This window comes from Streptomyces canus 299MFChir4.1, from assembly GCF_000383615.1.
Taxonomy (GTDB): Bacteria; Actinomycetota; Actinomycetes; order Streptomycetales; family Streptomycetaceae; genus Streptomyces; species Streptomyces canus_C.
The window spans coordinates 1-25,351 of the sequence record NZ_KB911594.1; the positions used below are offsets into that span (position 1 = coordinate 1).

A 25,351-nucleotide genomic window follows, 5' to 3' on the forward strand; every position below is an offset into this window, starting at 1 on the left:
CGTTCGTCCTGAGCCAGGATCAAACTCTCCGTGAATGTTTACCCGTAATCGGGTGCACACACACGAGAGCGGAACAACCACCGGAATAAGGCGGTCGTTCACAGCGTCCTCGCTGTGTTTATTTCAAAGGAACCTCGTCCCAGCAGATGCTGGAGACGGGGTATCAACATATCTGGCGTTGATTTTTGGCACGCTGTTGAGTTCTCAAGGAACGGACGCTTCCTTTGTACTCACCCTCTCGGGCTTTCCTCCGGGCAGTTTCCCTTCGGTCTTGCGTTTCCGACTCTATCAGACCGTTTCCGGTTCCGATTTCCTCGGTGCTTTCCAGGTTTCCGCTCTCGCGTTTCCCTTTCCGGCGCTCCCAACATTATCAGAACTTTCGGACCGGATTGACCGGCCATCTGTTTCCGATTCATCGGGAAGAGGCTTCTTCGAAATCAAGATTTCCAGAAGCAGACAGACACTCACCGCTACCGAGCGGGCTGAACCCAGCTCCAGGCAACTGTTCGAATCTACCTCCCCGCACGGTCCGTGTCAACGGCTCCTGTGGGGCGAAGGAGACAGTAGCAGCTCAGTACGGTCCGTCGCACATCAGGCAGCGGTCGGGACGGTGGCGCTGCGCTCGGCCGCTTCGACGTCGCCCGTCTCACCCGCCCGCGCCGCTCGTCCGCCCAGGACGAAGACGTAGGCGAGGAAGGCCGACTCGGCGCCGACCCCTATGGCTATACGGGCCCAGGTGGGCAGGCCCGAGGGCGTGACGAAGCCTTCTATGGCGCCGGAGACGAACAGCACCAGGGCGAGACCTATGGCCATGCCTACTGCGGCTCGGCCCTCCTCCGCCAGTGCGGTGCGCCGGGAACGGGGGCCCGGATCGATCAGGGTCCAGCCGAGACGCAGACCTGTGCCGGCGGCGACGAAGACCGCGGTGAGTTCGAGGAGGCCGTGCGGGAGTACGAGGCCGAGAAAGGTGTCGAGGCGGCCGACGGAGGACATCAGGCCGGCGCCGATTCCAAGGTTGAGCATGTTCTGGAAGAGGATCCAGAGGACCGGGAGGCCGAGGAAGATTCCCAGGACCAGGCACATGGCGGCGGCCTGAGCGTTGTTCGTCCAGACCTGGGCGGCGAACGAGGCCGCGGGGTGGCTGGAGTAGTACGTCTCGTACTGGCCGCCGGGGCGGGTGAGCTCGCGCAGTTCGCTGGGGGCCGCGATGGAGGACTGCACCTCGGGGTGGGTGCCGATCCACCAGCCCAGGAGGGCTGCGATGACGGTGGACAGCAGTGCGGTGGGCACCCACCAGCGGCGCGATCGGTAGACGGCGGCGGGAAAGCCGTGTGCCAGGAAGCGCGTGACATCGCGCCAAGAGGCACGGCGGGTTCCTGTGACGGCACTACGCGCGCGTGCCACGAGCTGGCTGAGCCGTCCGGTGAGCTGTGGGTCGGGGGCGCTGGTCTGGATCAGGGAGAGGTGAGTGGCGGTGCGCTGATAGAGGGCGACGAGTTCGTCCGTCTCGGCGCCGTTGAGGCGGCGCTGGCGCCGGAGCAGGGCGTCGAGGCGGTCCCACTCGGCTCGGTGGGCGGTGACGAAGACGTCGAGGTCCATCGGTTTGCCTGCTCCTCGGCTGATCGTCTGCGGTCCGTCGTGGATGTCAGCTTGTTTTACTGCGGCGCGATGCGTCCTCAGCTTGGCAGACTGGCTGTTCACGAGGCAGGTCAGGGGAAGGACGGCGGACGTGAGTGAGCTGGTGACGGGCGAGGCGGTGGCGCTCGAGTTGCGCCCCGCGAGGCTGCCCAGCAGGGCGCTGGCCGTGCTGCTCGACCTGATAGTGGTCATGGTCGTGTACATCGCCGTGACCATCGCGGTGGTGGCCGCTTCCGCGTCGCTCGACGACGCGGCCCAGGTGGCGGTGTCGATCGCCGTGTTCCTGCTCGTTCTGGTGGGCGGACCGATCGCGGTGGAGACGCTCAGCCATGGGCGGTCCCTGGGGAAGCTCGCCGTGGGACTCCGGGTGGTGCGGGACGACGGTGGGCCCATCCGGTTCCGGCATGCGCTGGTGCGGGGTGCGATCGGTGTGGTCGAGATTCTGCTGACGTTCGGGGTCGTGGCTTGTATCGCCTCGCTTGTCTCGGCGCGCGGGCGTCGGCTCGGGGACGTGTTCGCGGGGACGCTGGTGGTGCGGGAGCGGATTCCCGTGGCACCCAGCGGATTCGTGCCGCCGCCTCCGCCATGGTTGGCCGGCCGGTTCGCCGAACTGGACCTGTCGGCGGTTCCCGACGGCCTGTGGCTTGCCATCCGTCAGTACCTGACGCGGATGCACCAACTCGATCCGCAGGTCGGCCAGGCTATGGCGGAGCGGCTGGCGACCGAGCTCGCGACGCGTACGGGCGCTCCGGCGCCACGTGAGGTACCGCCGGGTGCGTATCTGGCGGCCGTGGTGCAGGAGCGGCAGGCCCGCGAGTCCCGGCGGGCCTTCGGCACCGCTGCGGCGGGGGCCGGGTCGTCTCCTGCGGTCGGGGCCGGCCTTCAGGGAGGGACACAGGGTGGTCACGCGTACCCGGTAGCGCGACCCACTGCTCCGTCCTCTCCTCTCCCGCTGTCCGAGGAGTCCTCCGCCGGCCCCCGGCCCACCGTGCCGCCGGAGGGCAGGCCCGCCTCCGGGTTCGTTCCGCCCGCGTGATCCCGCAGGTTCAGTCGAGCGGCTCGGGGAACGTCGACGGCGGTGATTCGAGGTCCTCCAGCTCGATCCCGGGGGCCGCGAGGACCACGTCCCCGGCGATGTGCACGATGTGCTGCTCTCCCGTGTCCAGCGCTGTGACCTGGTATTCCTCCACGGTCAGCGGGCCGTTGTCAGTGGCGTGTGCTTCTCTTTTCAGCAAGGTCCAGGACTGGTCCACGGTGCGCGGGGCGAGGACGGGGTCCGTGAAGGCCACGAGGCGTACGCGAGTTGCTGATGCGGAGGGGGTGAGGCGCAGGAGACGGGTGGTGGCGACGAGGAACGCGGGGGATGTGCCGGTGAAGGCGTGGGCGGGGACGTTGCCTTCCGTGGCGTGGGTCCCGGTGGGGTCCGTGCGGACCCAGGTGACGCCGTCGAGCGCGGCACCTCGTACCTGCCAGCTCCCGGCGTGCAGTTCGAGGCGGATGGGGCGGCCGAGTTCGTCGAGGGTGAGGTCGACCGAACCACTGTGATCGCCCGCGGGGGTGGTCAGTCGAGAGACATAGCGCCAGCCGGACGGGCCGGGGGCGCACTGGAAGTGTTCTTCCGCGAGGGGGGTGTGATCGTGCGGATCGTGGAGCGAATAACGGCCGCGGGGCATGGGAGTCCTGGGTTCTGACGGGCTGTCCGGCCTGACGGTCACACGGCGAGAGAGCTGGACCGAAAGGGGTCACAGGGCCGAAGGGGCAGGCCCCCGACACGGGGGTGCGGGGGCCTGCCTCTGAGGGACTACTGCTGTGCCGTACGGCTCAGTAGCGGTAGTGGTCCGACTTGTACGGGCCGTCGACCTCGACGCCGATGTACGACGCCTGCTCGGGGCGCAGCTGGGTCAGCTTGACGCCCAGCGCGTCCAGGTGGAGGCGGGCGACCTTCTCGTCGAGGTGCTTGGGCAGCACGTAGACGTCGGTCGGGTACTCGTCGGGCTTGGTGAACAGCTCGATCTGGGCCAGGGTCTGGTCCGCGAAGGAGTTGGACATCACGAACGACGGGTGGCCGGTGGCGTTGCCCAGGTTCAGCAGGCGGCCCTCGGACAGGACGATGAGCACCTTGCCGTCGGGGAACGTCCAGGTGTGGACCTGCGGCTTGACCTCGTCCTTGACGATGCCGGGGATCTGGGCGAGACCGGCCATGTCGATCTCGTTGTCGAAGTGACCGATATTGCCGACGATCGCCTGGTGCTTCATCTTGGCCATGTCCGAGGCCATGATGATGTCCTTGTTGCCCGTCGTGGTGACGAAGATGTCGGCCTTGTCGACGACCTCGTCCAGCGTCGTGACCTGGTAGCCGTCCATCGCCGCCTGCAGGGCGCAGATCGGGTCGATCTCGGTGACGATGACACGGGCGCCCTGGCCGCGCAGGGACTCCGCGCAGCCCTTGCCCACGTCGCCGTAGCCGCAGACGACCGCGGTCTTGCCGCCGATGAGGACGTCGGTGGCGCGGTTGATGCCGTCGATCAGGGAGTGGCGGCAGCCGTACTTGTTGTCGAACTTCGACTTGGTGACGGCGTCGTTCACGTTGATCGCCGGGAACAGGAGGGTGCCGTCGCGGTGCATCTCGTACAGCCGGTGGACACCGGTCGTGGTCTCCTCGGTCACGCCGCGGATCTCCGAGGCGAGCTGGGTCCACTTCTGCGAGCCGTCGGTGATGGTGCGGTTGAGGAGTTCGAGAATTACGCGGTGCTCGTCGTTCTCGGCGGTGTCGACCGAGGGGACCTTGCCGGCCTTCTCGTACTCGACGCCCTTGTGGACGAGGAGAGTGGCGTCACCGCCGTCGTCCAGGATCATGTTCGGGCCACCGGTGGGGGTGTTCGGCCAGGTCAGAGCCTGCTCCGTGCACCACCAGTACTCCTCCAGGGTCTCGCCCTTCCAGGCGAAGACCGGGACGCCCTGGGGGTTGTCCACGGTGCCGTTCGGGCCGACGGCGATGGCGGCGGCCGCGTGGTCCTGCGTGGAGAAGATGTTGCAGGACGCCCAGCGGACCTCGGCGCCCAGGGCGACGAGGGTCTCGATGAGGACGGCGGTCTGCACGGTCATGTGCAGGGAGCCGGTGACGCGGGCGCCGGCGAGCGGCTGCGCCTCGGCGTACTCCTTGCGGATCGCCATCAGGCCGGGCATCTCGTGCTCGGCGAGAGTGATCTCCTTGCGGCCGAAGGCGGCCAGGGAGAGGTCGGCGACCTTGAAGTCCTGTCGGTTTTCGACAGTCGTCATTCGAGCTGCTCCTCGGGGTTGGGGCGAGGTGGGTACGGCTGGTCTGCGCGGCGGCGGACACAGGGGTGCCCGAAGAGGACACAGGCATGCCCGGTGCGCGCAGCGCAGTCCGTCGGAGGCCCTCTCTCCCTCGGTCGGTCCGTGGTGGGACCGCCCGACCGCCATCAGCAGCGACGTCTGGCTCCGTCCCAAGCTACACCGGTCGGCGGGGGCACCCCAGTCCGGCTCCGCATACTTCAGGCCGATCAGGGGCGGCCGTCCGGAATGTCGGCAGGTTGCCGTCAACCGTCCTGACAGGGGGCCCCGGCGACGGTGACACCCTGCCTACGAACTGCGGAACAGGCGACAACGGACCAGGTCATCCGGGGACTTTTGCTCCTTGGGCGGCCTGGGCAGGTGAGGGGGATGCAAAGCGATCGGAACATCTGATCGATCTTGCGGGGCGTCCGGGACGGCGTTCCGCGTGACAAAGGCGTTAGGAGATCGACGTGACCAGTCCGGCCGGACCTCCCCCCACGGGCGGCGGCAGCGAGCAGCAGCAGGTGAGGCTGCTGGCGGTGACCGCGTGCCCGACCGGCATCGCGCACACGTACATGGCCGCGGAGAAGCTCGCGCAGGCCGCCGCGAGCCGTGGCATCGACATGAAGGTGGAGACCCAGGGATCGATCGGGGCTGAAAACGTCCTCGATGACAACGATGTCAGCACTGCGGACGGCATCATCGTCGCCGCGGACAAGGACGTGGACCTGAGCCGTTTCGTGGGCAAGCGGGTGCTGACCGTGGGGGTGGCGGAGGCGATCCACCATCCTGAGCGGTTGATCGAACGGGTGCGGTCGGCGCCGGTGCACGCTGCGGGCGCCACCCCAGCCGCATGGCTGTCGGGCGGCGGCAAAGAGCGGAGCGTCGGGTACAAGGCGCTGATGAACGGGGTCAGTTACATGATCCCGTTCGTGGTGGTCGGCGGGCTGTTGATCGCGATCTCCCTCTCGCTCGGCGGGCACACCGATCCGTCCGGTGGCCTGGTCATCCCGAAGGACTCCTTCTGGATGGACATCAACAACATCGGCGTCATCGGCTTCACGCTGATGGTGCCGATCCTGTCCGGCTACATCGCCTACGCCATCGGGGATCGCCCCGCCCTCGTCCCCGGCATGATCGGTGGCTGGATCGCGAACACGGGTTCGCTGTACGACTCGAAGGCGGGCGCCGGCTTCATCGGGGCGATCGTGACTGGGTTCCTCGCCGGGTATCTGGTGCTGTGGATCAAGAAGGTCAAGGTCCCGAAGTTCGTGCAGCCGATCATGCCGATCATCGTGATCCCGATCGTGGCGACCACGGTGCTCGGGCTGTTCTTCATCTACGTCATCGGGAAGCCGATCTCCTGGGTGTTCGAGCACCTGACCGATTGGCTCAGCGGGATGACCGGCACCAGCGCGATCCTGCTGGGCGCGATTCTGGGGCTCATGATCGCGTTCGACATGGGTGGACCGGTCAACAAGACGGCCTTCCTGTTCGGCGCGGGGCTGATCGCGACCGGCAACCAGACGGTCATGGGCATGTGCGCGGCCGCGATCCCGGTCATGCCGTTGGGGCAGGGCCTGGCCACGCTGATCCGGAACCGGCTCTACACCGAGCAGGAGCGCGAGACCGGACTGGCCGCGCTGTTCATGGGCTGTTTCGGCATCTCCGAGGGCGCTATCCCGTTCGCGGCGGCGCGGCCCGCGCAGGTCATCCCGGCCAACATGCTCGGTGGCGCGGTAGCTGGTGCGGTCGCCGGTGTCGCCGGTGTCGAGGACGCCGTGCCGCACGGTGGGCCGATCGTGGCGGTGCTCGGTGCGGTGAGCGGGGTGCCGATGTTCTTCGTGGCCGTGCTGATCGGCACGGCGGTCACCGCGCTGACGACGGTCACGCTGGTCGACATCAGTGAGCGGAGGCGCAAGGGCGCGGCGCCGACGCCTGGACTGGGGGTGATCGAGCCGGGTGCAGCCGGTCCGCTGGAGCCCGCGCTGGTGGGGGTGGGCGCCGGTGCGGCGGCCGGTGGAGCCGCCGGTGCCGTGGTGGCGCAGCGGATCGTCGCCTCGTCGAGCGCGCCCGCCACGGAGGCGACCCCGGCCGGGGCGTCGAAAGCCGCTGACCTCGACGCCGGTGCCGATACCGGTACTGGTACTGGTACTGGTGCGGACGCTGAAGCCGGCACCGAAGCCGATATGGCCGCCGGGGCCAAGACCGGTGCCAGTGCGGAAGCCGAAGGCTTGCCCACGGCCGCGCCCGACCGCGCGGTCCTCTCCGGCTACCTCACCGAACAGACCGTGAAGGTCGCTCTCGACGCTCGGGACAAGGAGGCGGCCGTGCGGGAGATGGCGCAGCTGCTCGCCCGGAGCGGCAAGGTGGCGGACGTGGACGAGCTGGTCGCCACCGCCCTGCGGCGGGAGGCTCAGGGGACCACCGGGCTCGGGGAGGAGATAGCGATCCCGCATGCCAAGACGGATGCCGTGACCGCGCCCGTCGTCGGGTTCGCACGGTCCGCCGAGGGTGTCGAGTGGGGCTCGCTGGACGGTACGAAGGCCCGGCTGGTGTTCATGATCTCCGTACCGGAGGCGGCCGCGGGCGACGAACACCTGCGCATCCTGGCCCTGTTGTCGCGGAATCTGATGGACCCCGGGTTCCGGGAGCGGCTGATCGCGGCACCGGACGAGCGGGCCGTGCTGGACGTGCTGAGCGAGATCAGGTGAGTGAAGGGCCCGCGTCCCGGTATGGGGACGCGGGCCCGTACAGCCGCTGCTGTGGACCGGTGATCAGTGCTCGGCGGGGTGCTGTGCCGGTCCGCCGGGGGTCGCTTCGCGGTCGGGGCCCTTGAGGGCCTCGGCCTCGCTGTAGATGTCCGGTTCGAGGTAGATGACGCGGGCGATGGGGACGGCCTCGCGGATGCGGGACTCGGCGGCGTTGATCGCGGCGGCGACCTCGCCGGCCGTGTCGTCGTGCTGGACGGCGATCTTGGCGGCGACGAGCAGTTCCTCGGGGCCGAGGTGGAGCGTGCGCATGTGGATGATGCCGGTGACGGTGTCGCCGTCGACGATCGCGGCCTCGATCTTCTGGACCGCCTCGATACCGGCGGCCTCGCCGAGCAGCAGGGACTTGGTCTCCACCGCCAGGACGAGGGCGATCAGGATGAGCAGGATGCCGATGCAGAGGGTGCCGATGCCGTCCCAGACGCCGTCACCGGTGAGCAGGGCCAGGCCGACGCCGCCCAGGGCGAGGACCAGGCCGACGAGGGCGCCGAAGTCCTCCAGAAGGACGACCGGGAGTTCGGGTGCCTTGGCCCGGCGCACGAACTCCGTCCAGGAGAGGCTGCCGCGCAGCGGGTTGGACTCCTTGATGGCCGTCCGGAAGGAGAAGCCCTCGGCGATGATGGCGAAGACGAGGACGCCCACCGGCCAGTACCAGTGCTCGATCTCGTGCGGGTGCTTGATCTTCTCGTAGCCCTCGTAGACGGCGAACATGCCGCCGATCGAGAAGAGCACGATGGAGACCAGGAAGGCGTAGATGTAGCGCTCGCGGCCGTAGCCGAAGGGGTGTTGCGGGGTGGCCTCGCGCTGGGACTTCTTGCCGCCGAGCAGCAGCAGGAACTGGTTTCCGGAGTCGGCGAGTGAGTGCACGCCCTCGGCGAGCATCGACGACGAGCCGCTGAACGCGAACGCCACGAACTTGGATGCCGCGATCGCGAGGTTGGCGCCGAGTGCCGCCACGATCGCCCTGGTTCCGCCTGACGCGCTCATCTGGTCGCGTTGTCCCTTCGCCTCAAGTACCTCTACGCCGTCCAGGCCTTTGCCCGTCCTTTGCCGGGGGGCCATTCTTGCAGCCTCACCCGGATCGGACGTCTCAGTCGTCCACAGGACCGGTCATACGATCACACGCCTCGGTCGCACGCCTGAGTCGTCCGCCTCGGTCACACGATCACGGTCGCCCGGAAGACCGTGCCCGCGCCGGACACCTCGGCTTTCTCTCCCGCCGGGACGAACACCGACTGGCCGGGGCTCAGTTCGTGTTCCCCGGCTCGCACGGAACCTGCCGTGCAGAGCAGGATCTGCGGAGTCGGGCGGGTCAGGTCATGGGCGGCGGCACCCTCGGGGAGGACGTACCGGGACAGTCGGAACTCGTCGATGGGGGTCTCGTAGACCTCCTCCCCGTCGGGGGCTGCCTCGGGGCGGAGCACGCCGGGGTCGGCGGCCTCGAAGCGGACGATGCGCAGGAGTTCGGGCACGTCGACGTGCTTGGGGGTCAGGCCGCAGCGCAGGACGTTGTCGGAGTTGGCCATGATCTCGACACCCAGGCCGCTGAGGTACGCGTGCGGGATGCCCGCGCCGAGGAACAGGGCCTCGCCGGGCTGGAGTCGGACGTGGTTGAGGAGCATCGCGGCGATGACGCCCGGGTCGCCCGGGTAGTGGTGGGCGATGTCGGCGTACGGGGCGTGCTCGCCGCCGAGGCGGGCGCAGGCGGCCGCGGCCTCGGTGACCGTGTGGGCCATCTCCGCGCGGTCGGCGGTCAGGACTGCCGTGAGGACCTCTCGCAGGGCCGCCTCCTCGGGGTGGGCGTGCAGGAGGTCGACGTACGGCTTGAGGGAGCCGACGCCGAGCGCGTCGAGCAGCTCGGCCGCGCGCGTGGGTTCGCGGAAGCCGCACAGGCCGTCGAACTCGGTGAGCGCGCAGATCAGTTCGGGCTTGTGGTTGGCGTCCTTGTAGTTGCGGTGGCCCGCGTCCACGGGGATGCCGCGCCGCTCCTCGTCGTCATACCCCTCCTTCGCCTGGGCGAGGTCGGGGTGTACCTGGAGGGAGAGGGGGGCGCCCGCGGCGAGGATCTTGAGCAGGAAGGGCAGGCGGGGGCCGAACTTGGCGACCGCCTCGGCGCCGAGTTCCTTCGCCGGGTCCGCGCCGATGACCTCGACGAGTGTGCCCCGACCGGTGCGGGAGGGGGCTCCCGGGTGGGCGCCCATCCACATCTCCGCCTGCGGTTCACCGGTCGGTTCGACGCCGAGGAGTTCGGGGATGGCGGTGGTGGAACCCCAGGCGTAGGGGCGAACGGTGTTGTCGAGGCGGTCCATCAGGCTCTTTCTGTACGTACGGCGATCAGGGCGTCCTGAGGGATGTCAGGCCCCCGAGGCGAGCGCCAGGTAAACGGCGGCGAAATCCGTGACGGCGATCAGTTCCGCGAGGGTCTCGATCTCACCGCCGGACTCCGGCTCCAGCTCGCTGATCGGCGTGTCATGGCTCAGGGCCAGGTCACGGGCGGCCGGGGCGGCGCTGAGACCGCCGATCGGACGGTCGCGAAGGAGCACCACGCGTGCGTGCAGCGCGGGGGCTTCCTCGACGCGGTCGCGGAAGAAGTCGTCGGGGTCGGCGCTGGCGGCCAGTGGTCCGGCGAGCAGCGTGCTGTGCGCGGCGAGGGCCTCGGGCAGCTCGGAGACCACGGACGGGCGGCCGGAGAGTTCGGCGAGGGCCGCGGCGAAACGGCGGCCTGCGGGCCCCGCGGAGGTGCCCTCGGTCCAGATCACCGGGAGCGCGTCTGCGAGTTCGGCGGCGAGGGTCTTGGCCGGGTTGCTGTAGGTCGCGATGGCGGGGCCGCAGCGTTCGGCGATGTGGTCGAGGCGGGCGGCGATCTTCTCGAGGGTGTCGGGCGGGGCGGTGAGCAGCCCGGCGCGGTCGAGGATCGCCAGGAGCGGGGTGAGCAGGGCCCACAGGACGCCGGGTGCGGACGCGGTGAGGGGCGTGTTCTGCTCGTACGGCGCCGTCGCGAGGGACACGAACAGACCGTGCGCGCCCTCGACCGCCTCGGAGAGCGGGGTGCGGGCGGGGGCCACGGCGACGACCGTGCAGCCGCGGCGGTAGGCCTGGTCGGCGAGCAGGGACAGGCCCGGTTCGGTGCCGTCGGGGGTGGCGATCAGGAGCAGGTCGACCGAGCCGGCCCAGCCGGGGAGTTCCCAGCGCAGGGCGCCCGCGGCGGGGGCGACGCCGGTGGGGGCGAGGCGGGTGACGGGGCTGCCGGCGCCGGCGAGCGTGCCGAGGAGGTCGGCCACGTGGGTGGCGGCGGCGCCGGGGCCCGCGATGAGCACCGCGCGCGGGCGGCCGTCCGGCTTGAGGTCGTTCACCCCGGCCTCGGCGGCGTGCCGGGCTGCTGTGCGGACACGGGCGCCGGCCTCCGCAGCACCGCGGAGCAGGCCTCGGCGGTCGGCGGCCGAGAGGGCCTCAGGGGTGTCTAGCAGCGATTCGTCGAGCATGGGGCGGCAGCCTCCGATCGCCGGGTCTCCGGGACGCCGGATTGTCGCTTCGCCGGGTCGTCGAGAGCCGGATGGTCGCTTCGCCGGGTCGTCGGTCGCGCGGGTCCGGGACACCGGTGGTCGCTGTGGGTCGCTGTGTCGTTGTCGCTTACGGCAACTGGGCGCCGTCTCGCCTGCGGCGGTGCGGGGGCTTACGCGGGGCGGCGGGCCTCGTCGACGAGGAGGACGGGGATGCCGTCGCGGACGGGGTATGCCAGGCCGCAGTCCTGGCCGGTGCAGATCAGCTCGGTGTCCTGCTCCTTGAGGGGGGCGTGGCAGGCCGGGCAGGCGAGGATCTCCAGGAGGCCGGCTTCGAGCGGCATGGGGGTTCCCTTCGGGGCGTACGGCAGCTTGCGCGGATGTGCCTGGTCAGGGTACCGCCGGGAAGAGGGGGGTGTGGGGGTGGACCCCCGCTCCTCAAACACCGACGGGACTGAACTTCACAACTCCCGCTCCCGGGGCACTAAGCGATCTCCCTCAGGCTCTGATGATCGCCAAGACCTCGTCCCGTATCTTCGCCATCGTCGCCTCGTCCCTCGCCTCCGCGTTCAGGCGCAGGAGGGGTTCGGTGTTGGAGGGGCGGACGTTGAACCACCAGTCGGCAGCGGTGATGGTGAGGCCGTCGAGTTCGTCGAGGCGTACGCCCTCCTGAGCCTCGTAGGCCGCCCTGACGGCCGCGAGGCGGTCCGCCTGGTCCGCGACCGTGGAGTTGATCTCGCCGGAGCCGACGTAGCGGTCGTACTGGGCGACCAGGGACGACAGCGGGCCTTCCTGACCGCCCAGCGCGGCCAGGACGTGCAGGGCCGCCAGCATGCCCGTGTCGGCGTTCCAGAAGTCCTTGAAGTAGTAGTGCGCGGAGTGCTCGCCGCCGAAGATGGCGCCGGTCCTTGCCATTTCGGCCTTGATGAAGGAGTGGCCCACGCGGGTGCGTACCGGAGTGCCGCCGTTCTCCTCGACGACCTCCGGGACCGTCCAGGACGTGATCAGGTTGTGGATGACCGTGCCCTTGCCGCCGTGCCTGGCGAGCTCCCGGGCGGCCACGAGGGCGGTCACGGCGGACGGGGAGACCGGGTCGCCGTGCTCGTCGACGACGAAGCAGCGGTCGGCGTCGCCGTCGAAGGCGATGCCGAGGTCGGCCCCCTCCTCGCGGACGCGCTTCTGGAGGTCGACGATGTTGGCCGGGTCGAGCGGGTTGGCCTCGTGGTTCGGGAAGGTGCCGTCCAGCTCGAAGTACATCGGGACGGTGTCCAGGGGCAGTCCGGAGAACACGGTCGGGACGGTGTGGCCGCCCATGCCGTTGCCCGCGTCGACGACGACCTTCAGGGGGCGGATGGAGGTCACGTCGACGAGGGAGAGCAGGTGGGCCGCGTAGTCCTCCAGCGTGTCCCGCCCAGTGATCGTCCCCTTGGGGTCCGCCGGCTCCGGGGCGCCCGTCTCGCTCCACCGCTCGACCAGTGCGCGGATCTCGGCGAGGCCGGTGTCCTGGCCGACGGGGGCCGCGCCCGCGCGGCACATCTTGATGCCGTTGTACTGGGCCGGGTTGTGGCTGGCCGTGAACATCGCGCCCGGCAGGTTCAGCGCGCCGGAGGCGTAGTACAGCTGGTCCGTCGAGCACAAGCCGATCTCGGTGACGTCCACGCCGCGGGCGGCCGCTCCGCGGGCGAAGGCCCGCGACAGGGCGGGGGACGTGGGCCGCATGTCGTGACCCGTCACGATGGCGCTCGCCCCGGTCACCTGGACGAAGGCGGCACCGAAGAGCTCGGCCAGCGTCTCGTCCCACTGGTCGGGAACGACTCCGCGCACGTCGTACGCCTTCACGAGCTGTGACAGATCAGCCACGGCCAACCCTTCTGAAAGTCCGTTCGGTCACCACAAACTACCCGGACGCACTGACAGCGCGTGGTGCGGGAGCGGAGTGGACGCCCACCCGTTATCTGAGGTCAGAGGGCATCGATGGGGGTCAGGGCAGCATCCAGCCCAGCACGGGCGAGCTCTGCCCGACCACGATCAGGCACATCACCAGCAGTAGTCCGAGGCTCCAGGGCAGCACCTTGCGCAGCAGGTCCCCCTCGCGGCCCGCAAGACCGACGGCCGCGCAGGCGATGGTGAGGTTCTGCGGCGAGATCATCTTGCCGAGCACCCCGCCCGAACTGTTCGCGGCGGCCAGGAGTTCGGGCGACAGCCCGGACTCGCGTGCCGCGGTCACCTGCAACGCCCCGAACAGCGCGTTGGCCGAGGTGTCCGAGCCGGAGACGGCCACCCCGAACCAGCCGAGGACCGGCGACAGGAAGGCCAGTCCGGCGCCCGCGGCGGCCACGAAGTGACCGATGGTGGCGGCCTGTCCGGAGAGGTTCATGACGTACGCGAGCGCCAGTACGGAGGTCACGGTCAGGATCGCGAGCCTCAACTCATGGACGGTCGCCGCCCATTCGCGGACCGCCACCCGCGCATGCACGCCGAGCACGAGCGCCGTGAGGATGCCCGCGAACAGCACGAGGGTTCCGCCGGTGGAGACGACCGGCCAGGTGAAGACGTTGCCGCCGACCCGGTCCCCGTCGGGGTTCATGACGTCGAGGAAGGGCCAGTCGTACATCCGGGTCGCCTTCGCGAGCCAGTCCTTGACGGCCGGGATCTGCGCGACGGAGAAGAGCACGACGATCAGCGCGTACGGCGAGTAGGCCCGCAGGACTTCACCGCGCGGGTCGGTCTCGTCGAGGTCCTCGCTGCGCGCGCCGGTCAGCACGGACGCGCGTACGGACTCGTCGGCCGGTACGCGTGCGCGTGGGACGGCGACCAGGGCGCCCGCGCCCGCCAGGGCGGCCCCGATGTCGGCCAGTTGGGCGGAGACGTAGTTGGAGGCCGCGAACTGGGCGACGGCGAAGGCGACTCCGCAGGCCAGGGCGGGCACCCAGGTCTCGCGCAGGCCCCGTGCGCCGTCCACCAGGAAGACCAGCACCAGGGGCACCACCAGGGCCAGCAACGGCGTCTGACGGCCCACCACGGACGCCACGTCGTCCAGCGGCAGCCCGGTGACCTGAGCCAGTGTCACGACCGGTGTGCCCATGGCGCCGAAGGCGACCGGCGCGGTGTTGGCGACCAGCGCGACGACCGCCGCGCGCACCGGGTCGAAGCCGAGGGCGACGAGCATGACCGAGCAGATCGCGACCGGGGCGCCGAACCCGGCGAGGGCCTCCAGGAGCGCGCCGAAGCAGAAGGCGACGACGAGGGCCTGGACGCGCGGGTCGTCGGAGAGCCGCCCGAAGGAGCGGCGCAGGATGTCGAAGTGCCGGGTGCGGACGGTCATCCGGTACACCCACAGGGCGTTGACGACGATCCACAGGATGGGGAAGAGGCCGAAGGCGGCCCCCTGGGCGGCGCTGGAGAGGGTCTGGCCCAGCGGCATGCCGTAGGCGAGCCAGGCGACCAGAGCGGCCGCCAGAAGGCCTGTGAGGCCCGCCAGGTGGGCCTTCACGCGGACGCCGCCGAGCAGGACGAGGACGATCACGAGGGGCAGGGCCGCGACGAGGGCGGACAGCCCGAGCGAGTCGGCGACGGGGTCGAGTTCCTGGACGTACACGGGCGCCTCCCCGATTCCGTCATGCGGAAAGCGATTTCTCACTTCGGCTTACGGAATGGTCGTGTCCGCGCCAAGGGCCCGTCAATGGGCGTGCGTCACTCGGCGGAACATGTACACAAGAGGCAGACGGAGCAGCTCAGTTGTCCGGGGAGCGCAGTACCCGAAGATGACCTCGGCGTGCGACCTCCATCGGGTCGGCCCGCCGGGCTCCGCCGGCCTCGGCGGCGCGCTCCTGCGGACGGGCCGCCTCACGCACGGCGTTGGCAAGCGCTTCAAGATCGTCCCCGCTGGGCCTGGCGGGCGCCGAGCCGTCGAGAAGCCGGACGACCTCCCAGCCGCGCGGGGCGGTGAGGCGCTCGGAGTGCTCGGCGCACAGGTCGTAGCAGTGGGGTTCGGCGTAGGTGGCGAGCGGGCCGAGGACCGCGGTCGAGTCGGCGTAGACGTACGTCAGCGTCGCGACGGCAGGACGGCCGCAAGCGGTGCGCGAACAGCGACGTACAGGGCTCACGACGTTGGACGGTACCGCACTCTTGAGCGGGCCGCGACGACTCTCCCCCAGGTCACTCCACCGTGTCGTGCTGTGAAACGCCCCACACGCCACTCCGATCACACCGTTATGACCTGCACTGACATCCGGTTTCGAGGGGTCGAACAGACCTGAGGCCGATCACCACTCGGGACAAACCATGTCAATCAACTTGGGATCGCCGGTCTCGGAGAGATACGGAATCGAGCCCAACCTTGGCTGGAATGGTCAACGGCCGACATGCCGTACGAGGCGGCCGTACGTCGTTTCGGGCCACGTCCGGGGTACCGCGTGGGGGCCGGGCGCGCGAGTGCGGCGAGGATTACCCTTCACCAGTGATGGACAACCCCGTACCGCCCCGTGCCACCGGCCCCGGGCCCCGCCGCCGTGATCGCCACGGACGAGGCATGCGCGGCCCGATCGCCCCGCCGCAGGTGCCGCTCGCCGCAAGCCGGGCCGAGGCGTTCGCGGACCTGGTGCAGGACTCGGTGGAGCGCCTGGAGCGGCGCTGGCCGCAGCTCGCCGACATCGATTTCCTGGTCCTGGAGGTGCCTCGGCTGGACGGGCAGTCCTGGAACGACGAGGCGGTGCCGCTCGGCGGGACGATTCCCGCGCGTGAGGGGCGCCCCGCGCGCGTGGTCGTCTACCGGCGTCCGGTGGAGATCCGCACCAAGGGGCGCGACGAGCGGGCGGCGCTGGTGCACGAGGTCGTCGTGGAGCAGGTGGCCGAAGTGCTGGGGCTCACTCCCGAGACGGTCGATCCGCGGTACGGCGAGGACTGAGCCGCCCGCGGATCGCCCCGTGCTACTTCTGGAGCACCGACAGGTCCTCGTCCGCGTCCGGCACGGCCACCATGCCCCGGTCGTCCGGGAGGGTCTGGATCGTGAAGCCCGGGACGCCCTCCTCCGTCGCCGCCAGGGTGCGGGCGCCGTAGACCGGACCTCCTGAGACGTGCTCCACCGTGAGGGCGTAGGTGCCCTTGAGGCCGGTCGGGGTCGGGGCCTCCACGTTCTGCGTGGTGCCCGCCTTGAGGGTGAACGTCTTCGAGACGGCCTCGCCGCCCTCGCTGCCCGCCGAGGCCGTGACCTTGACGGTGGCCCCGCGCGTGGCGGTCAGGGAGAGCGTGGTGCCCTTGGCGCTGTTGTCGGCGACCGTCGCGCGCGTGCCGACGGGACGGGTGGCCGGGATGAAGGCCGTCTCCTGGTCGTCGCCCTTGCCGCGGACGACCCGCAGCGCGGCGACCACCGGCACGGACGTGTCGGTGGGGGTCAGGACCAGCGAACCGGCCTCCCCGCGCGTGACGTCGCCGAGGTCGGCGGAGGCCGTCATGCCCGCCTTCACGTGCAGCGTCTCGTTGCCGGCGGGGGTGATCAGACCGGACGGGGACGCGAGCTGCACCTTCAGGTCGGCGTCGGACTCGCCGGGCGCGAAGGCGACCAGGCGGACGGCGGTGGCGTCCTTCGGGATGCCGGGCAGCACCAGGCTGCCGGACGGGTCGGTGGACGCGGCCAGCCAGTCGCCGCCCAGCTTGCCGTCCAGCGCCTGCACGGCCGCGCCCACGCGCCCGCTGCGGACGTTCACATGGACGGTGAGGTTCTCCTGCTTCTCCTCGGTGAGCGTGGACAGGAGGATCGGGTCGCTGGAGTGCGGCGCGACGGTGATGCCCTCCCCCAGCGTGGAGTCCAGGGCGCCGTCCTTGCCGTACAGCTTGATGTCGACGACGGCGGCGGAGTCGTCGGGGTTGGTCAGGTGGACGTAGTCGGTGCGGTCGGCGGCCGTGCTCGCGCCCGGGAACCAGAACTCCGTGTCGGGCGCGGAGCAGTTGACGCCCTGAAGCCCGCGTCCGGAGCCCGCCGCGACCTCGGTGGTCTCCTGGACGGTCCAGCCGGGCGCGAACTTGCCCTCGGCGGTGCCGACGAGGGCCGGCGCGTCACCGCCGGAGGTGTCACCGGTGGCGGGCTTGCCGGGCTCCTGGGGTTCGAGGACCGGCTTGCCGGCCTTCTTGCCCTTGCCCTTGTCCTTGCCCGTGCTCTTGCTCTTGCTCTTGCTCTTGCCGTCCGACTCCGCGACGGCCGCCTGGAGTTCGGCCTTGCCGCCGCCGCCCGCGTCCTTGGTGACGGGCGTGAAGGACGTGTACGAGGTCTCCGCTATGTCGGAGGTGCTCGGCGAGGGGCACAGCAGGCTGGTGCGCTCCACCGGCAGCTCGGCGGCCGTCCTGGCGGTGCCCGCGGGCTCCGGTGAGCTGAGCGTGGCGAACCCGGTGACGGCGGCGAGCGCGGCGGTGCCGGCGATGAGGGACACGGTGGTGCGGTTCACTGCTGACTCCCGTCGGGGCGCTCACTGCCGGTGGGGTCCGGATGCTGCTGCGCCGGGTCGTACGCGGGGTCGTAGCCCTGGTCGTACTGCTGCTCGTACTGGCCGCCGTACGTCTGGTCGTACGACGTCTGCTGGTTCTGCCCGCCGTAGGCGTACGGGTCGTACTGGCCGCCCTGGTACGGGTCCGCCTGGTACGGCTGCTGGTCGTAGCCGCCCGCCGGGTACTGCTGGGCGTTCTGGTACTGGTCACCGCTGTACGTGCCGTACTCGGCGTTCGCGTAGCTCGGGGCGTCCCAGTCGCCGTAGGGCTGCTGCTGCGGGACCGCGGCGGGGGCCTCCTGCGGAGGGGCGGGGAAGTCCTCGGGCGCGGGTGTCTCCTCGGCCTCGGCCTGGGCGCGCAGCCGGCGGGCGCGGCGGCCCTCACCGGCCACGGGCTGGGCGGAGACCGCCGGCTCCTCGGGGAGGTCGTCGTCGACGTCGCGGCGGCGGCCGGGCAGGGCCATCACCACGAGGACGACGGCGAGGAAGCCCTGGATCCACAGCCAGAGGGTGTGGGTGAAGGGATCGTCGAAGGTGACGTCCAGCGTGCCGCCGGAGGCGGGCAGTTCGAAGCCCTGGGCCCAGCCGTCGACCGTGGTGGGAGTCAGCGGCTTGCCGTCCAGGGTGGCCGTCCAGCCCTCGTCGGCGCTGTCGGCGAGGCGCAGGACCCGGCCGTCGGCGCCGGACGGGATCGTGGTGTGGAGGTCGACGGGTCCCGCGGCCACCGGCTGCGCGGGGCCCGAACCGGACTTCGCGACGATCGTCGCGCGCGCGACCTCCTGGTCGACCCGCCACAGTCCGCTGCCGTCCTGCTGGCTGAGCCGGGTCAGGCCGGGGGTGGCGTCCAGCACGCGCGTGACCTCGCGGGGCGCGCCCTTGTGGACGAGAACGTACCGCACGGCGAAACCGCCGAGCTGGTTCGCCTGGTCGGCGCCGGAGCCGGCGACGAGGTTGGCGACGACCTTGTCCAGCTTGGTGTTCTCCCCGTCGGCGGCGGCGAGTTCGGCGTCGCCGAGGCGGGCCCCCGAGCCGCGCACCAGCATGTAGCCGACGTGGGCGGTGGAGTCGCTGTCGAGGACGAGGGTGCGGGCCTGGTCGCGGGTGCCGCTCTCCTCGGCGACGAACGCGGGCACCTGCACGGGGTCGCGGCGCTCCAGCGGGCCGTCGGCGCCGCCGAGCATCCAGCCCGCGGCGACGAGCAGCGGGCCCGCGGCGGAGGCGAAGGCGATCAGCGCGGCGACCGGCTGACGCCAGCCGAAGCTCTGCTCGGCCACGCGCGCGCGTGCCCCGTCGGCGCCGAGCACGGCCGCGGCCAGCAGGGCCAGGCCGTAGACGAGGGTGGCGGGGCCCGCCCAGGTCGAGTCGTTGGACAGGACCGCGAAGACCAGGCCGACCAGGGCCACCGCCCAGGCCGTCCAGATGCCGAACTGCCGCTCGGTGCGCAGCAGGGCGGCCAGCGCGGCGAGCACCACTCCGATGAGCATCAGCCCGTCGACGGTGCCCGGTCCGCCGGGGCTCGCGCCGAGCAGGTCGAGGGCGGAGGCGCTCGACGAGCCGTACTCCAGACCCGCCTGCTCGAAGAAGCCGAACGGGAGCAGCGTCAGCGACCAAGGCGCGAGGACCAGCAGGGGGGTGCCGAACTGGGCCAGGAAACGCAGGCCGTAAGCGGTGATGTCGGTGCGGCGCACGACCAGCAGGGCGATGCCGAGGATCAGCGCGATCGGCCAGATGATCGGCGTGAACGCGGTGGTGATCGTGAGCAGGAGAGCGAACGCCCAGGTGGCGCGCCAACTGCCACGCGCGCCCGTGCTGTTCGTCAGCCCGGCGGCCGCGACGCCCGCGCGCGCGAGGAGCGGCAGCAGGATGGCGAGGACGGCGGTGCCGACCCGGCCGCCTGCGAGGGCGCCGGTGGCGGCGGGCAGGAAGGCGTAGACGACGGCCGCCCACGCGCGCAGGAGGCGGGACTCGACGAGCGGTCGGGAGGCGAAGTAGGCCGTGAAGCCGGCCAGCGGCACCGAGCAGACCAGCAGGACCGTCAGAGCGAGACCGGTCGAGCCGAACAGCACGGAGGACAGCGCGGCGATGATCGCCAGGTAGGGCGGCGCGGACGGGGTGCCGCCGGCGCCGACCGCGTGCCACGCGTCCGCGTAGCGCGCCCACAGCTCGCTCGCGTCGGCCGGGGCGGGCAGGAGGGCGCCGCCCGCGAGCGCGCCGCCGCCCAGCAGGTTGCGGCAGGCGACCAGGGCGACCAGCAGCAGCGCGAGGAAGAGCACCGGCCCCGGCTTGCGGGCGATGCGCTTGAGGCGGGCGAACTGCTCGATCTCCAGGAACTCCGCGTCGTCGCCGCCGGGCCCGGACTCGATGCCGCCGCCATGGCGTCCGGCCGTGGAGGCCTCGGCGTCGGAGCCGCCGAAGAGGTTGCCCGCGACCTGCTCCACGGTGGCCCGCACGGTCGCGCCGGGCGGCGGGAACAGCTGTCGGAGCTCGGCCTTGTCGACGACGGGTGCGCCGCGTCTGCTGCGCCCGGCGATGATCCGCTCGGGCCGCAGCAGGGTGCCGAGGAGACCGCGGATCTCGTCGAGGGCCTGTCCGGGGACCTTGCCGACGAGGTAGGCGACGGTCCTCAGCAGGGTGCCGACGACCAGGCGCACCAGCACCCAGGGCAGCGCGGCCGTCCGCACGTTGACGAGCAGGGTGTAGGCGGCGCCGGCCTTGTCGACCTTGTGCGGGGAGGCGGTGGTGCGGCCCGCGCAGTCGACGGCACGGCGCTCGCGGGAGGCCGCCTCGGCGTGGCGTACGACGGCCTCGGGGGCGATGAGGACGCGGTGGCCGGCGGCCTGGGCGCGCCAGCACAGGTCGACGTCGTCCCGCATGAGGGGCAGGCGCCGGTCGAAGCCGCCGAGCTGCTCGAAGAGGTCGCGGCGGACCAGCATGCCGGCGGTGGACACCGACAGCACGGACCGGACGTGGTCGTGCTGGCCCTGGTCCTGTTCGCGGCGGTCCAGGCCCGTCCAGCGGCGGCCGGAGTTGGCGATGGAGACGCCGACCTCAAGGAGCTGCCGCTTGTCGTACCAGCCGCGGAGCTTGGGGCCCACGACGGCGACGTCGTCGCGGCCGAGCTCCAGTTCGTTCTCCACGACGCGCAGCAGCTGGGCCAGGGCGTCGGGTTCGGGGGCGCAGTCGTCGTGCAGCAGCCACAGCCACTGGACCGGCTCGCCGTGCGGCAGCTCCGGCAGGTCGTAGGCGTCGTCGCGCCAGGTGCGCGTGACCGGGTCCCAGCCGCTCGGCCGCTTCAGGTACGGCAACTCGTCCGGGGTGAGGACCGGGGCGGTGCGGTTCGCCTCCTCGACGGCCTGGCCGAAGCCGGTGCGCCGGGCGAGGTGCAGGACCCGGTCGGCGCCGAGGGCGTCGGTGACCAGCTGGGCGGAGTCGTCCGCGCTGCCGGTGTCGGCGGCCACGGCGAACTGCACGGGGCGCTCCTGGCCGAGCAGCCCGGCCAGCGCGTCGGGCAGCCAGCGGGCGCCGTCGTGGGAGACGAGCACCGCGGTCACCACATGACGCGGGAACTCAGGAGTGGCAGCGTGGTCTTGGGCTGCCGTGTGGCTGTGCACGGACATCGAGGTACGGGCCCCGGTTCGGTGGACTGCGGTGGACGCCTGTGCCCTGAGGGGGCGGCGAGGCGTCTCGGACGAGCGCCCACACTATCGGCTGGACAAGACGGCGGCCCGCCGCCTGTGGATAACCCAGGTGCGACGGGCCGTTCGGTTGCGTACGAGAAGTGCGGTGAGGGTGCCTCGGGTCAGACGGCGGCCTTCTTCAGCCTGCGGCGTTCGCGTTCCGACAGACCACCCCAGATACCGAAGCGCTCGTCGTTGGCGAGGGCGTACTCGAGGCACTCGGAGCGGACCTCGCAGGACAGGCAGACCTTCTTGGCCTCGCGGGTGGAGCCGCCCTTCTCGGGAAAGAAGGACTCGGGGTCGGTCTGGGCGCACAGCGCGCGCTCCTGCCAGCCGAGTTCCTCGTCCGCGTCGTCGACCAGCAGTTGCTGCACCAGCTCGGTCATGTGCGCCCCTCGTCTGTCTTCGCGTCCCCGTGTGACGGCCGTTACCGATTTCGGCTGAACGACACGAGTGAAATTACAAGTGTGCTGCTCCGGGCGAGTCAAGCCGAGATCTGCTATTGGGCCCCTTATTCACTCTGCGGAACCAAGGCCTCGCTGAAAGTGTTCAAATCGGCATAAACCTTGACAAGCAGATGAGACCCGAGAGGGCCGCCGAGCCGCGCCAGACCTTTCGGGCCTGTACGGGGAAGGACGCCCGTCAGTTCGAACTCGTTCCGTACGCATGCGGGGAAGTCGCGGTGAACTCACGGCCCGTGCGCCCGGTTGTGCGCCATGTGTCCCGGTCGGCGCCTGAACAAACCTTTCACCATGGAAATGGACCGGATGAGGTGAAACATGTCCCACTTTCAGGGTGTCGAGTTGACAGTGATGGTGTGAGCCGCTGTCCTTGTGGGCATGCTCGCGAACTTGGCACTCACCTTGACCCGCACGGCGGGGTCCCACGGTGCTGCCCGCGCTCGCTGTAGCTGTTGTTGCTGTTCCAGCTGTTGAGCCCAACGCGCTCCGGCTGCTCCTGAGTCCACCGTGACTCGGCTGCTTGTGCCCCGCCCGCACCCGGGCATTCCTGTCTTCCCGTGATCCGGGCGGACGGTACGCGACACCCAGCCGCCCCCACTCTTCGCCGAGGACCCATCGCACCCCATGAACAGCGACAACGACCTCCAGATCGCCGGCGACCTCCTCGAGGTCCCGCACCTCCTCCAGGCACCCCGCGAGCACCCGGCCACCGTCGCCGAGTTCGTCGGACTGGCCCGCTCCGTCGCCGCCGACCGCTCGCAGTGGGCGCACCTCGTCCAGTACGACGCGACCAGCCGCTGGTACCACCGGCTGCGCACCGGACCCGGCTACGAGGTGTGGCTGCTGTCCTGGGTTCCCGGCCAGGGCAGCGGGCTGCACGACCACGGCCGCTCCTCCGGGGTCCTCACCGTCCTGGAGGGCACGCTGACCGAGCGGACCGAGCGGGGCACGCGCGCGCTGGGCGCGGGGGCGCAGCGGGTGTTCGCGCCGGGGTACGTCCACGAGGTCGTCAACGACGCGCTGGAGCCGGCGGTGAGCCTGCACGTCTACTACCCCGGCCTGACCGAGATGCCGATGCTCCCCCAGTCTCAACTCCGTTCGACCGGGGGGACCCCCCTCGCCTGCACCGCCCGCGAGACCCACGGCGAGGTGGACGTCGTCACCGCGTGACCGGTTGTCGTACCCGCCTGCAAGACTGGCTTCCATGCGAATCGTGGTTCTGGCAGGCGGCATCGGCGGTGCCCGTTTCCTGCGTGGTCTGAAGCAGGCCGCGCCGGACGCGGACGTCACGGTCATCGGCAACACCGGGGACGACATCCACCTCTTCGGGCTGAAGGTCTGTCCGGACCTCGACACGGTGATGTACACGCTCGGCGGTGGCATCAACGAGGAGCAGGGCTGGGGGCGGGCCGACGAGACCTTCCACCTCAAGGAGGAGCTCGCCGCGTACGGCGTCGGGCCGGAGTGGTTCGGGCTCGGGGACCGGGACTTCGCCACGCACATCGTGCGGACGCAGATGATCGGCGCCGGATATCCGCTGAGCGCGGTGACCGAGGCGCTGTGCGACCGGTGGAAGCCCGGGGTGCGGCTGATCCCGATGACCGACGACCGGGTCGAGACGCATGTCGCGGTCGAGATCGACGGTGAGCGCAAGGCCGTCCACTTCCAGGAGTACTGGGTGCGGATGCGGGCGTCCGTGCCGGCCCACGCGGTCGTGCCGGTGGGCGCGGAGCAGGCCAAGCCGGCGCCGGGGGTCCTGGAGGCGATCGCGGAGGCGGACGTGGTGCTGTTCCCGCCGTCCAACCCCGTCGTGTCCGTCGGCACCATCCTCGCCGTGCCCGGCATCCGCGAGGCGATCGCCGACGCCGGGGTGCCGGTCGTGGGCCTGTCCCCCATCGTCGGGGACGCGCCCGTGCGCGGCATGGCCGACAAGGTCCTCGCGGCGGTCGGCGTCGAGTCCACGGCCGCGGCGGTCGCCGAGCACTACGGCTCGGGGCTGCTGGACGGCTGGCTCGTCGACACCGTGGACGCGGGCGCGGTCGAGCGGATCGAGTCGGCCGGCATCCGCTGCCGGGCCGTACCGCTGATGATGACCGACCTCGACGCGACCACGCGGATGGCCGTACAGGCGCTGGAGCTGGCGGAGGAGGTGCGCGGAGCGTGAGCGAGAAGCCTGCCGAAGCCGACGGCTACAGAGTGTGGGCCGTCCCCGGCCTTCCCGAGGTGCAGCGAGGGGACGACCTGGCCAAGCTGATCGCCGCCGCGGAGCCCGGGCTGGTCGACGGGGACGTACTGCTCGTCACCTCGAAGATCGTGTCCAAGGCGGAGGGGCGGGTCGTCGAGGCGGACGACCGGGAGGCCGCGATCGACGCCGAGACCGTCCGGGTCGTGGCGCGGCGCGGGCCGCTCCGGATCGTGGAGAACCGGCAGGGGCTCGTGATGGCCGCCGCCGGGGTCGACGCCTCCAACACCCCTTCGGGGACCGTGCTGTTGCTGCCCGAGGACCCGGACGCGTCCGCGCGGGCGATCCGGGACGGGCTGCGGGACGCCCTCGGGGTCGACATCGGGGTCGTCGTCACCGACACCTTCGGGCGGCCCTGGCGCGCCGGGCTCACCGATGTCGCGATCGGGGCCGCCGGGGTGCGGGTGCTGGACGATCTGCGGGGCGGGACGGACGCGTACGGCAATCCGCTCAGCGCGACCGTCGTGGCGACGGCCGACGAACTGGCCGCCGCCGGCGACCTCGTCAAGGGCAAGGCCGCCGGGCTGCCCGTCGCCGTCGTACGCGGGCTGGCGCATGTCGTGGCCGGGGAGCACGCGGAGGGGGCGCGGGCCATGGTGCGCCACGCGCGCGACGACATGTTCCGGCTGGGGACCTCGGAGGCCGTCCGGGAGGCGGTCACCCAGCGCCGTACCGTACGGGCCTTCACCGACGAGCCCGTCGACCCCGGGGCTGTGCGGCGGGCGGTGGCGCTCGCGGTCACCGCGCCGGCGCCCCACCACACCACGCCGTGGCGGTTCGTGCTGCTGGAGTCCGAGGGTGCGCGGACCGGGCTGCTGGACGCCATGCGGGACGCCTGGATCGCCGATCTGCGGCGGGACGGGAAGTCCGAGGAGTCCATCGCCAAGCGGGTGCGGCGGGGCGACGTCCTGCGCAAGGCGCCGTATCTCGTCGTGCCCTGTCTGGTGATGGACGGGTCGCACACGTACGGCGATGCGCGGCGGGACGCGGCCGAGCGGGAGATGTTCGTCGTCGCCGCGGGGGCCGGGGTGCAGAACTTCCTCGTCGCGCTGGCCGGCGAGCGGCTGGGGTCGGCGTGGGTGTCGTCCACGATGTTCTGCCGCGAGGTGGTGCGGGAGGTGCTGGGGCTGCCGGAGGACTGGGATCCGATGGGGGCCGTGGCGGTGGGGCATCCGGCGGAGGAGCCCCGGCCCCGGCCGGAGCGGGACGCGGGGAGCTTCATCGAGGTGCGGTGACATGCGCCCGATGTGGCGAGGTGCGGTGGCGGGCCTCGGCTTGCGCCTACT

19 protein-coding genes are annotated in these 25,351 nt (G+C 71.1%); 6 read left to right on the forward strand and 13 right to left on the reverse strand.

The genetic code is table 11. The annotated features are described in order from the left end of the window. Positions 1–591: 591 nt before the first annotated feature. Positions 592–1,599, reverse strand: a complete 1,008-nt coding sequence (locus H293_RS0125830) for a stage II sporulation protein M (protein WP_020120738.1) — start codon at positions 1,597–1,599, stop codon at positions 592–594. A gap of 130 nt (positions 1,600–1,729) precedes the next feature. Between H293_RS0125830 and H293_RS0125835 the strand changes: the two genes are divergently transcribed. Beyond that, entirely contained in the window at positions 1,730–2,674 is a 945-nt protein-coding gene (locus H293_RS0125835) for an RDD family protein (RefSeq protein WP_020120739.1), read from the forward strand. A 10-nt stretch (positions 2,675–2,684) separates the two neighbouring features. Here the strand turns inward: H293_RS0125835 and H293_RS0125840 are convergent, their stop codons facing one another. Continuing rightward, positions 2,685–3,311: a hypothetical protein gene (locus H293_RS0125840; RefSeq protein ID WP_020120740.1), complete on the reverse strand. Its 627-nt coding sequence runs from the start codon at positions 3,309–3,311 to the stop codon at positions 2,685–2,687. Between the two features lie 148 nt (positions 3,312–3,459). Beyond that, positions 3,460–4,917: an adenosylhomocysteinase gene (gene ahcY / locus H293_RS0125845; protein WP_020120741.1), complete on the reverse strand. Its 1,458-nt coding sequence runs from the start codon at positions 4,915–4,917 to the stop codon at positions 3,460–3,462. 488 nt (positions 4,918–5,405) lie between these two features. On the opposite strand from ahcY, the gene H293_RS0125850 reads away from it, so the two are divergent. Then, positions 5,406–7,649 (forward strand): fructose-specific PTS transporter subunit EIIC, encoded by a 2,244-nt coding sequence (locus tag H293_RS0125850; RefSeq protein ID WP_020120742.1) that lies wholly within the window; start codon positions 5,406–5,408, stop codon positions 7,647–7,649. Positions 7,650–7,712: 63 nt separating this feature from the next. Here H293_RS0125850 and H293_RS0125855 read toward each other — a convergent pair whose 3' ends face one another. From H293_RS0125855 to H293_RS0125885, 7 genes are all read right to left on the reverse strand, one after another. Beyond that, positions 7,713–8,693 (reverse strand): cation diffusion facilitator family transporter, encoded by a 981-nt coding sequence (locus H293_RS0125855; protein WP_028808201.1) that lies wholly within the window; start codon positions 8,691–8,693, stop codon positions 7,713–7,715. Positions 8,694–8,863: 170 nt separating this feature from the next. Then, positions 8,864–10,015: a mannose-6-phosphate isomerase, class I gene (gene manA, locus H293_RS0125860; RefSeq protein WP_020120744.1), complete on the reverse strand. Its 1,152-nt coding sequence runs from the start codon at positions 10,013–10,015 to the stop codon at positions 8,864–8,866. A gap of 45 nt (positions 10,016–10,060) precedes the next feature. Continuing rightward, the gene (locus H293_RS0125865) at positions 10,061–11,188 is read right to left on the reverse strand and encodes an SIS domain-containing protein (RefSeq protein WP_020120745.1); all 1,128 of its coding nucleotides are present in this window, start codon (positions 11,186–11,188) and stop codon (positions 10,061–10,063) included. Between the two features lie 191 nt (positions 11,189–11,379). Next, entirely contained in the window at positions 11,380–11,550 is a 171-nt protein-coding gene (locus H293_RS55180; RefSeq protein WP_007382472.1) for a Trm112 family protein, read from the reverse strand. 154 nt (positions 11,551–11,704) lie between these two features. Beyond that, the gene (locus tag H293_RS0125875; protein ID WP_020120746.1) at positions 11,705–13,072 is read right to left on the reverse strand and encodes a phosphomannomutase/phosphoglucomutase; all 1,368 of its coding nucleotides are present in this window, start codon (positions 13,070–13,072) and stop codon (positions 11,705–11,707) included. 115 nt (positions 13,073–13,187) lie between these two features. Further along, positions 13,188–14,804, reverse strand: a complete 1,617-nt coding sequence (locus H293_RS0125880; protein WP_020120747.1) for an L-lactate permease — start codon at positions 14,802–14,804, stop codon at positions 13,188–13,190. Between the two features lie 136 nt (positions 14,805–14,940). Next, positions 14,941–15,312 (reverse strand): DUF3499 domain-containing protein, encoded by a 372-nt coding sequence (locus H293_RS0125885; protein ID WP_020120748.1) that lies wholly within the window; start codon positions 15,310–15,312, stop codon positions 14,941–14,943. Between the two features lie 356 nt (positions 15,313–15,668). Between H293_RS0125885 and H293_RS0125890 the strand changes: the two genes are divergently transcribed. Then, the gene (locus tag H293_RS0125890; protein WP_086023204.1) at positions 15,669–16,112 is read left to right on the forward strand and encodes a metallopeptidase family protein; all 444 of its coding nucleotides are present in this window, start codon (positions 15,669–15,671) and stop codon (positions 16,110–16,112) included. A 22-nt stretch (positions 16,113–16,134) separates the two neighbouring features. On the opposite strand, the gene H293_RS0125895 is transcribed toward H293_RS0125890, so the two are convergent. From H293_RS0125895 to H293_RS0125905, 3 genes are all read right to left on the reverse strand, one after another. Next, positions 16,135–17,646: a DUF5719 family protein gene (locus H293_RS0125895; protein ID WP_020120750.1), complete on the reverse strand. Its 1,512-nt coding sequence runs from the start codon at positions 17,644–17,646 to the stop codon at positions 16,135–16,137. Further along, entirely contained in the window at positions 17,643–21,302 is a 3,660-nt protein-coding gene (locus H293_RS0125900) for a glycosyltransferase family 2 protein (RefSeq protein ID WP_106968403.1), read from the reverse strand. The genes H293_RS0125895 and H293_RS0125900 overlap by 4 nt, the downstream gene beginning before the upstream one ends. A gap of 182 nt (positions 21,303–21,484) precedes the next feature. Next, complete coding sequence (locus H293_RS0125905) at positions 21,485–21,748, reverse strand: WhiB family transcriptional regulator (RefSeq protein ID WP_003990679.1); 264 nt, start codon at positions 21,746–21,748, stop codon at positions 21,485–21,487. Between the two features lie 699 nt (positions 21,749–22,447). On the opposite strand from H293_RS0125905, the gene H293_RS0125910 reads away from it, so the two are divergent. The 3 genes from H293_RS0125910 to H293_RS0125920 are packed head-to-tail and all read left to right on the forward strand — an operon-like array spanning position 22,448 to position 25,300. Beyond that, entirely contained in the window at positions 22,448–22,993 is a 546-nt protein-coding gene (locus H293_RS0125910; RefSeq protein ID WP_020120752.1) for a cysteine dioxygenase, read from the forward strand. A 34-nt stretch (positions 22,994–23,027) separates the two neighbouring features. Continuing rightward, positions 23,028–23,987, forward strand: coding sequence for a 2-phospho-L-lactate transferase (gene cofD, locus H293_RS0125915; protein WP_020120753.1), 960 nt, complete (start codon positions 23,028–23,030; stop codon positions 23,985–23,987). Beyond that, positions 23,984–25,300: a coenzyme F420-0:L-glutamate ligase gene (locus H293_RS0125920; protein WP_020120754.1), complete on the forward strand. Its 1,317-nt coding sequence runs from the start codon at positions 23,984–23,986 to the stop codon at positions 25,298–25,300. The genes cofD and H293_RS0125920 overlap by 4 nt, the downstream gene beginning before the upstream one ends. Positions 25,301–25,351: the final 51 nt, after the last annotated feature.